The organism is Yersinia sp. LJYL362 (assembly GCF_048323875.1).
Window position 1 is genome coordinate 1 of sequence record NZ_JBLWEX010000027.1, and the last position, 8,676, is coordinate 8,676.

The following is an 8,676-nucleotide window of genomic DNA, read 5'->3' on the forward strand; positions in this document are numbered from 1 at the left end:
TTGATGAGGGTTTTAGGCGTATCACACTAAGTTTTGCATACAAGAATGTAGCTAAACCGCGTGTGGCTAAAAAAAAGAGATATATTATGATGAAAATTAATGGAATTACTTTCAAACCTTCTACCTGTCAACTCTTCCTGTCTGCCATTCTGGCCAGTGAGCATCACTGGTGCAGCGAGCTGTAGCGTCGTTCTTCTTCCGTAGTTAATAAATTTAACAAAATTTATACGCCAAGTGAGTTTCTATTTCTTACGGCCTGCGCACGTCTATTCCCTGTGAATAGGGTGCCGAGTGAGGATAACCGTAACAAATAGACCTTAGCGTGCGTTTATGCGTGTTAGGAGAAGAAAAATGATTTATTGGATATTTTTAGGTTTAGCGATTGTTGCAGAAATTATCGGCACGTTATCAATGAAATACGCCAGTGTCAGTGGTGAACTGACCGGGCATATCGTGATGTATTTTATGATAACGGGCTCTTATATCATGCTGGCGCTGGCAGTGAAAAAAGTGGCCTTAGGTGTGGCCTATGCTCTGTGGGAAGGGATTGGTATCCTGATTATCACAGTCTTCAGTGTGTTGTGGTTTGATGAAAGCTTGTCGCCACTGAAAATTGCCGGTTTAGTCACCTTGGTCGGTGGCATAATGTTAGTGAAATCAGGGACTCGTAAGCCGAAGAAACCAAACAGTCCGAACCGAAATTCAGGTGAGCATCATGCAACAGCTTGAGTTTTATCATATCGCGTTTCTGATTTTGGCTGTCATCCTGGAAATCATCGCCAATATCTTGCTGAAAATGTCAGATGGTTTTCGCCGGGTATGGCTGGGCATATTATCGCTGTTGTCAGTATTAGGGGCATTCAGTGCGCTGGCCCAAGCGGTAAAAGGTATTGAGTTGTCAGTGGCTTATGCTTTATGGGGTGGATTCGGTATCGCCGCCACGGTAGCAGCCGGTTGGATCTTATTTAATCAGCGCCTGAACTATAAAGGCTGGATTGGTCTGATCTTGTTGCTGGCTGGGATGGTAATGATAAAGCTATCCTAATCTGGAGTCTGGCGGGGCGACAGCACCGATGGGCGCTCCGGCCGTTTACGCGGCTGGTATTTTAAACAAATAGCGACCCATTCGGTACATTTCCCCGCCTATTCACGTTGTGATTAGTCTGAGACAAGCCAAGGAAATTTGGCTGCTAATCAAATAGCCGCAATAATTTTGATTTCAACTTTATACTTTGGATTCATTAGCTTGGCTTCGACGGTGCAGCGTACAGGTGCACTGCCATCAACCACCCAGGCATCCCACGCCGCATTCATCGCCGCGAAGTCGGCCTTATCAGCCAGAAAAATAGTGGCATCCAAAATACGGCTTTTATCTGAACCAAGCTGATTCAATATCATATCAATCGCTGCCAGGGTATTTGCCGTTTGTGCCGTGGCGTCTGCATCCAAATTTTCCGGTACGCTGGTGTAATAGATAGTGTTGTTAAATACCACTGCGTCTGACCAACGTTTTTCTGGATTAATGCGTTCAATACTCATTTTCACTCCCTTGTGTGAATGTCAATGTCAGTTATCCCATTAGAGTAACATAGCTCGCCGCGAGAATGTGTGGTCGTAAGGCGTCAGGCTTGGCATAATCACCGCTGATTTCGCCCGGAAGAGAAAGCGTGACAGACGATTTTGCAACAGATGGTGCATTAGCACAGGCCATTACAGGTTTTAATCCCCGTGAGTCCCAGCGCCAGATGGCTGCGGCAATCAGCGAATCCATTGATGCTAAACAACAACTGGTGGTTGAGGCCGGTACTGGTACGGGTAAAACATTTGCTTATTTGGCACCCGCCTTACGGGCTGATTGCAAAGTCATTATCTCCACTGGCTCCAAAGCATTACAGGATCAGCTCTATTCCCGCGACCTGCCTACTGTCGCGACTGCCCTAAAATACAAAGGAAAGTTGGCGTTACTCAAAGGCCGTTCGAACTACCTGTGTCTGGAGCGACTGGAACAGCAATCTCTGGCGGGTGGCGAACTTGCCAGTGAAACATTAGTGGATCTAGTTCGACTGCGCGGCTGGTCAGCAGAAACCGTAGACGGGGATATCAGTACCTGTGGTGAAGTGGCAGAAGACAGTTTTGTCTGGCCGCTAGTCACCAGCACCAATGACAACTGTCTGGGTAGTGATTGCCCGTTGTACAAAGATTGTTTTGTGGTCAAAGCCCGCCGCCGGGCGATGGATGCTGATGTGGTGGTGGTTAACCACCATCTATTCCTGGCGGATATGGTGGTGAAAGAGAGCGGGTTCGCAGAACTTATCCCCACTGCCGATGTAATGATTTTCGATGAAGCCCATCAGATACCTGATATTGCCAGCCAATATTTCGGTCAGCAACTGACCAGCAGGCAACTGATGGATTTGGCAAAAGACATTATTATTGCCTATCGCACTGAGGTGCGTGATTCAGCGCAATTACAAAAAAGTGCCGACCGCCTGACTCAAAGCACGCAAGATTTTCGTTTGGTTCTGGGGGATCCCGGTTATCGCGGTAATCTGCGCGATGTGATGGAGCAACCCGCGATTCAGCGGGCGTTGCTGTTGCTCGATGATGCACTGGAGCTGTGTTACGACGTCATGAAATTGTCTCTGGGGCGCAGCGCCATGCTGGATGCGGCCTTTGAACGCGCTACGGTGTATCGCAACCGCCTGAAACGATTAAAAGATGTCTCCACGCCCGGTTATAGTTATTGGTATGAGTGTAACTCACGGCATTTTGTTCTAGCGCTAACGCCACTCTCAGTTTCTGACCGCTTTCGCGAGTTAATCGAAGAAAAACCCGGCACTTGGATTTTCACTTCAGCAACACTGTCGGTGAATGATCAGTTGGAGCATTTCACCTCCCGACTAGGGTTGACCAATGCTAAGACATTGCTGCTACCCAGCCCGTTTGATTACGCTAATCAAGCATTGCTGTGCGTGCCGCGCAATCTGCCTTCCGCAAATGAACCGGGGGCGGCGCGTAAACTGGCCGTGATGCTAAAACCCTTGATTGATGCCAATAAAGGGCGCTGTTTCTTCCTGTGTACCTCGCACCAGATGATGCGCGGCCTGGCTGAAGAGTTCCGGGCCAGCATGACATTGCCGGTATTGGTGCAAGGGGAAACCAGCAAAGGGCAGCTTCTGGCGCAATTTGTGGCGGCGGGCAATGCGCTTTTGGTGGCGACCAGCAGCTTTTGGGAAGGGGTGGATGTGCGGGGTGATGCTTTATCCTGCGTTATCATCGACAAACTGCCATTTACCTCACCGGATGACCCTTTGTTGAAAGCGCGCATTGAAGATTGCCGCTTGCGTGGCGGCGATCCGTTCAATGATGTGCAATTACCCGATGCAGTGATTACGCTCAAGCAAGGTGTCGGGCGTTTGATTCGTGATATTGATGATCGCGGCGTGCTGGTTATCTGTGATAACCGCCTGGTAATGCGTCCTTATGGCGCGATGTTCCTCAATAGCTTACCCCCCGCGCCCCGTACCCGTGATTTAGCGAAAGCTATCGCTTTTCTCAAGCAGCGCGATTGAGGGAAAAGCGAGGAGGGGTGTGCTATTATGCGCGCCCTGTGTTGAATTTATCTTCTTTTCCTGCCGAGGTTGGCATGTCCACGCGAATTTTAGCGATCGATACCGCAACAGAAGCTTGTTCTGTCGCACTCTGGAACAACGGTGAGGTTCAGGCTTTATTTGAGCTTTGCCCACGAGAACATACCCAACGAATTTTACCGATGGTACAGCAAGTGTTGGCTGAGTCGGGCTTGTCTCTGCAACAACTCGATGCACTGGCCTTTGGTCGTGGCCCCGGCAGTTTTACCGGTGTAAGAATTGGCATCGGCATTGGCCAAGGGCTGGCATTGGGCGCTGATTTGCCAATGATCGGTATTTCTACCTTGCAAACCATGGCTCAGGGGGCGTTTCGCCTGACGGGAGCATCTCGCGTTTTAGCGGCAATAGATGCTCGGATGGGCGAAGTGTATTGGGGCGAATTCGAACGCAACGACGAAGGGGTGTGGCTCGGCGACGCGAGTGAAGCGGTGATGACACCGGCACAAGCGCTGGAGCACGCACACTCATTGAGTGGCACTTGGTCAACGGTCGGCACGGGTTGGCAGACTTATCCTGATCTGATTAGCGGCAGTGGTGTAGTGCTGGTTGACGGTGAAATAACCTTACCCCATGCTGAAGATATGTTGCCGCTGGCATTATCATCATGGGTGAATGGGCAGGTCGTCAATGTGGAGAATGCCGAGCCGGTGTATCTGCGCAATGAAGTGACCTGGAAAAAACTTCCTGGCCGCTAGAATTTCTCGTTGCTGCTGTAATTTGAAGGATTAAGAATATAGCAACTTGTCATGCTGTTTAGAGTCTAAAATATCAAGATAGAGATATGATAAGGAGCCTCAGGTTATGGCGATAATGACGTCAACAACTCAATCTACCCAGAACAAGAGCCGTAAATGGAAGTGTGGCTGGTTAGGATTGGGCGCTTTGTTACTTTCCGGTTGTGTCACGATCCCGCCAGCGATTCAGGGAACAACCGCGACACCGCAGCAAAATCTTAACTTGGTTCGGACTGATCCCAAGGTCTTTATTGGCCAGGAAGCACGTTTTGGTGGAACTGTTATTAATGTCACCAACGAGGCTCGGCGCACCCGGCTTGAAATTGCTAGCGTACCGTTAGATTCCGGAGCCAGACCTATTTTGGGTGAACCTTCACAAGGGCGTGTTATTGCTTATGTGAATGGCTTCCTGGAACCGGTCGATTTCCGTGGGCATCTTGTCACTGTTGTTGGGCCAATTACCGGTGTTGAAGCGGGTAAAATTGGCCAGACACCTTATGATTTCGTGGTAATGAATGCTACAGGTTACAAGCGTTGGCATATTGAGCAGCAAGTGTTAATGCCACCCATGATGGACCCTTGGGGTTATCGTCACCCTGGCATGTGGGGGCCAGGATGGGGCGGTTGGTACAATCCGGGGCCAGCACCGATACAAACTATCGTTACGGAGTAGTGGGCCGGTTACCTACGTGGAAGTGTATTTAACAAAAGGGCGCTGAATTCAGCGCCCTTTTTGTCTCTATCCCACATGGAATTTGAGTAAAAGATTTTATAATCAAAAGCTTATACTATTTAACATTATTAAATTAAAATAGTATGTTGATTTTACTGCGATTTATTTTTCAGCTTGATTATTTCTATGATCTCAACGCCAGAAAATAGTGATGTATATCTCAACCTCAAAATTGTTTAAAAGCAAACTGGTAAGCTGAGTTAAAATATTGTTAAAGTTCTGGTGTAAATAAGTTTGCCTCCCTATTTGGGCGACTAATAATAATTTCAGGAGTGCTACCTTGGAAAAAGTATGGCTAAAGCGGTATCCGGCAGATGTCCCCGCAGAAATTGATCCGGATCGCTATTCTTCTTTGGTGGAAATGTTTGAGAACGCTGCATTACGTTATGCGGACCAACCTGCATTCATCAATATGGGGGAGGTGATGACCTTCCGTAAGCTGGAAGAGCGTAGCCGTGCTTTCGCCGCCTATTTACAGCAAGGCTTGGGGTTACAAAAAGGCGACCGCGTCGCATTGATGATGCCTAACCTGCTGCAATATCCTATCGCTTTGTTTGGTATTCTGCGCGCCGGTATGGTTGTGGTGAATGTTAACCCCTTGTATACCCCGCGAGAATTAGAACACCAGCTTAATGATAGTGGCGCTGCGGCCATTGTTATTGTTTCCAACTTTGCTCATACATTGGAAAAAATCGTATTTAAGACTCAGGTCAAACACGTCATTTTGACTCGTATGGGCGACCAATTGTCGACCGCGAAAGGGACCCTAGTTAATTTTGTAGTGAAATATATTAAGCGTTTGGTACCGAAATACTATTTGCCTGATGCTATTTCATTTCGCACTGCCTTACAAAAAGGTCGGCGGATGCAGTATGTGAAGCCGGATGTCATCAATACCGATATGGCATTCTTGCAGTACACCGGCGGTACTACTGGCGTGGCGAAAGGGGCCATGTTAACTCACCGTAACATGCAATCGAATCTGGAACAGGCCAAGGCTGCCTACGCGCCATTGCTGCAGCCAGGTCACGAGTTGGTAGTTACGGCTCTGCCTCTCTATCATATATTTGCTTTGACCATGAACTGCCTGTTATTCATCGAGTTAGGCGGGCGCAGTTTATTGATAACCAACCCGCGTGATATTCCAGGAATGGTCAAAGAGCTCAGTCGCTATCCCTTCACGGCGATGACGGGGGTCAATACGTTATTTAATGCGCTGTTAAATAATGAAGAATTTACCAAATTAGATTTCTCGACATTACGCCTTTCTGTTGGTGGTGGGATGCCAGTGCAGAAAGCGGTGGCCGAAAAGTGGGAAAAACTGACTGGGAAACATTTACTGGAAGGTTATGGTTTGACGGAGTGTTCGCCGTTAGTGACGGGTAACCCTTATGATTTAAAACATTACAGTGGCAGTATTGGTTTACCCGTGCCTTCTACTGATGTTCGGTTAGTGGATGATGAAGGCAACGATGTTGCTATGGGGGAGCCGGGCGAACTGTGGGTGCGCGGGCCGCAAGTTATGTTAGGCTATTGGCAACGCCCTGAAGCGACAGATGAAGTATTAAAAGACGGATGGCTGGCAACAGGTGATATTGCGACGCTAGATGAACAAGGCTTCTTGCGCATCGTTGATCGTAAAAAGGATATGATTCTGGTTTCAGGTTTTAACGTCTACCCCAACGAGATTGAAGATGTGGTGGCGTTACATGCGAAAGTACTGGAGTCTGCCGCTGTAGGGGTGCCTAATGAGGTTTCCGGTGAGACAGTAAAATTGTTTGTGGTAAAAAAAGATGCCTCATTGACGCAGGAAGAGCTGCTAACCCATTGCCGCCGCTACCTAACAGGGTATAAAGTACCGAAAATAGTAGAGTTCCGTGACGAATTGCCAAAATCGAATGTTGGCAAAATTTTGCGCAGGGAACTGCGTGACGATCAGATTAAAGCTAAGACTAGCGAGCAAAACGCAGCATAGCTTAACGATGGAGTCACCCAATCATCATCAACAACGCCGGTTATCACCGGCGTTGTTGTGTTTGCCATAGAACTAACGACTAATAGAGAATCACGTTTTGAATTATCAGTTGATCACGACCGACAGTGCGTTGCAGCAGGTCTGCGAACAAGCCCGAACACATGCCCATGTTGCGCTGGATACAGAGTTTGTCAGAACTCGCACCTACTACCCTCAGTTGGGCCTGATTCAACTGTATGATGGTGAACAACTTTCGCTGATTGATCCTTTGCCCATCACGCAGTGGCAGCCTTTCCGTGAGTTGTTGCAAGATTTAAATGTAGTGAAGTACCTACATGCCGGGAGTGAAGATCTCGAAGTGTTTTTGAATGCTTTTGAACTGATGCCTACACCGATGATTGATACTCAGGTGTTGGCGGCATTTTCTGGCCGCTCGTTATCTTGCGGTTTCGCCATGTTGGTGAATGAATTTGAAGGCGTCGAATTAGATAAAAGCGAATCTCGCACGGATTGGATTGCTCGTCCTCTGAGTGAAAAACAGTGTGATTATGCGGCTGCTGACGTATTTTACCTATTACCGTTAGCGACTAAATTAGTTGCAGCGACCGAAGCAGCAGGACGTATGGACGCCGCTAAAGACGAATGTGAGCTGTTGTGTCGCCGCCGTAGTGAAACACTCGATCCCGAATTAGCCTACCGTGAAATCACCAATGCCTGGCAGTTGCGTGGCCATCAGTTGGCTTGTCTGCAAAAATTGGCGTCATGGCGCTTACGTCAGGCTCGCGAACGTGACCTGGCGGTGAACTTTGTGGTTCGCGAAGAGAATTTGTGGCAAGTTGCCCGTTATCAGCCAACCTCACTGGGTGAGCTTGACTCTCTGGGCTTAAGTGGGCAAGAGATCCGCTATCATGGCCGCACTTTACTGGCGTTGGTAGCGGAAGGTAATGCTGTTCCTGAGGACCAGTTGCCACCACCGGTTATCAATCTGATTGATCAGCCTGGTTACAAAAAAGTCTTTAAAGATATTAAAGCACTTATTGTGTCGGTCAGTGAACGCAGTGGGTTAAGTAGCGAATTGTTGGCGTCACGCCGCCAAATAAACCAATTACTCAGTTGGCATTGGAAATTGAAGTCGACAGAAACTCAACCTGAATTATTAAGTGGTTGGCGTGGGGATTTATTGGCTACGGAATTGACTGAGATTTTACAGCAATATTAATAGCAGAAATAAGAGTTAAGAATTTTCTTGTTTGGGCGGGTTATATATAACGAGTATAAACCTGGATATATATACAGTTTATAAAAAAGAATTACCCCCTGTAAATAAATACAGGGGGTAGTTATTGCGAAGAAATCATTTAGGCGTTTCTTCCGTTTCCGGTAATGTCACGTTAAGTTCAAGCACCGAAATATCATCCCCTTTCTGCTCAAATTGCACATGCAGCATTTCCGGGTCAATCTGAATGTATTTACAAATAACCGCCAAAATATCGCGTTTCAAGTCAGGCAAATAATGGGGCTCACTGTCCCCACGACGACGCTCAGCGACGATAATTTGCAGCCGTTCCTTGGCTATATTGGCTG

The 8,676-nt window shown here is 47.8% G+C and carries 10 protein-coding genes; 8 read left to right on the forward strand and 2 right to left on the reverse strand.

All coding sequences use genetic code 11. The features are described from left to right. The 3 genes from ACNSO8_RS01055 to mdtI all read left to right on the forward strand — a co-directional run. Nucleotides 1-185, forward strand: a 185-nt coding sequence (locus tag ACNSO8_RS01055) for a hypothetical protein (protein ID WP_418393563.1), incomplete at its 5' end; no start/stop codon positions are given. 166 nt (nucleotides 186-351) lie between these two features. Continuing rightward, nucleotides 352-729: a multidrug/spermidine efflux SMR transporter subunit MdtJ gene (gene mdtJ / locus ACNSO8_RS01060; protein WP_005163026.1), complete on the forward strand. Its 378-nt coding sequence runs from the start codon at nucleotides 352-354 to the stop codon at nucleotides 727-729. After that, complete coding sequence (gene mdtI / locus ACNSO8_RS01065; RefSeq protein ID WP_005163022.1) at nucleotides 716-1,045, forward strand: multidrug/spermidine efflux SMR transporter subunit MdtI; 330 nt, start codon at nucleotides 716-718, stop codon at nucleotides 1,043-1,045. Before mdtJ ends, mdtI begins: the two co-directional genes overlap by 14 nt. 149 nt (nucleotides 1,046-1,194) lie before the next feature. Here the strand turns inward: mdtI and ACNSO8_RS01070 are convergent, their stop codons facing one another. Then, nucleotides 1,195-1,539 (reverse strand): RidA family protein, encoded by a 345-nt coding sequence (locus ACNSO8_RS01070; RefSeq protein ID WP_005169202.1) that lies wholly within the window; start codon nucleotides 1,537-1,539, stop codon nucleotides 1,195-1,197. A gap of 128 nt (nucleotides 1,540-1,667) precedes the next feature. On the opposite strand from ACNSO8_RS01070, the gene ACNSO8_RS01075 reads away from it, so the two are divergent. The 5 genes from ACNSO8_RS01075 to rnd all read left to right on the forward strand — a co-directional run bounded on the left by ACNSO8_RS01075 (nucleotide 1,668) and on the right by rnd (nucleotide 8,311). Further along, nucleotides 1,668-3,572: an ATP-dependent DNA helicase gene (locus ACNSO8_RS01075; RefSeq protein ID WP_019079620.1), complete on the forward strand. Its 1,905-nt coding sequence runs from the start codon at nucleotides 1,668-1,670 to the stop codon at nucleotides 3,570-3,572. A 74-nt stretch (nucleotides 3,573-3,646) separates the two neighbouring features. Continuing rightward, entirely contained in the window at nucleotides 3,647-4,345 is a 699-nt protein-coding gene (gene tsaB, locus ACNSO8_RS01080; RefSeq protein WP_026017861.1) for a tRNA (adenosine(37)-N6)-threonylcarbamoyltransferase complex dimerization subunit type 1 TsaB, read from the forward strand. Between the two features lie 106 nt (nucleotides 4,346-4,451). After that, nucleotides 4,452-5,057: a Slp family lipoprotein gene (locus ACNSO8_RS01085; RefSeq protein WP_019079618.1), complete on the forward strand. Its 606-nt coding sequence runs from the start codon at nucleotides 4,452-4,454 to the stop codon at nucleotides 5,055-5,057. A 340-nt stretch (nucleotides 5,058-5,397) separates the two neighbouring features. Continuing rightward, nucleotides 5,398-7,092 carry a long-chain-fatty-acid--CoA ligase FadD gene (gene fadD, locus ACNSO8_RS01090; protein WP_046050825.1) on the forward strand — a complete coding sequence of 565 codons (1,695 nt, stop codon included), beginning with the start codon at nucleotides 5,398-5,400 and terminating at the stop codon, nucleotides 7,090-7,092. A 97-nt stretch (nucleotides 7,093-7,189) separates the two neighbouring features. Next, entirely contained in the window at nucleotides 7,190-8,311 is a 1,122-nt protein-coding gene (gene rnd, locus ACNSO8_RS01095) for a ribonuclease D (protein WP_019083203.1), read from the forward strand. 135 nt (nucleotides 8,312-8,446) lie between these two features. Here the strand turns inward: rnd and minE are convergent. Next, nucleotides 8,447-8,676 (reverse strand): cell division topological specificity factor MinE (gene minE, locus ACNSO8_RS01100; protein WP_418393564.1); only part of this gene is annotated, 230 nt, incomplete at its 5' end.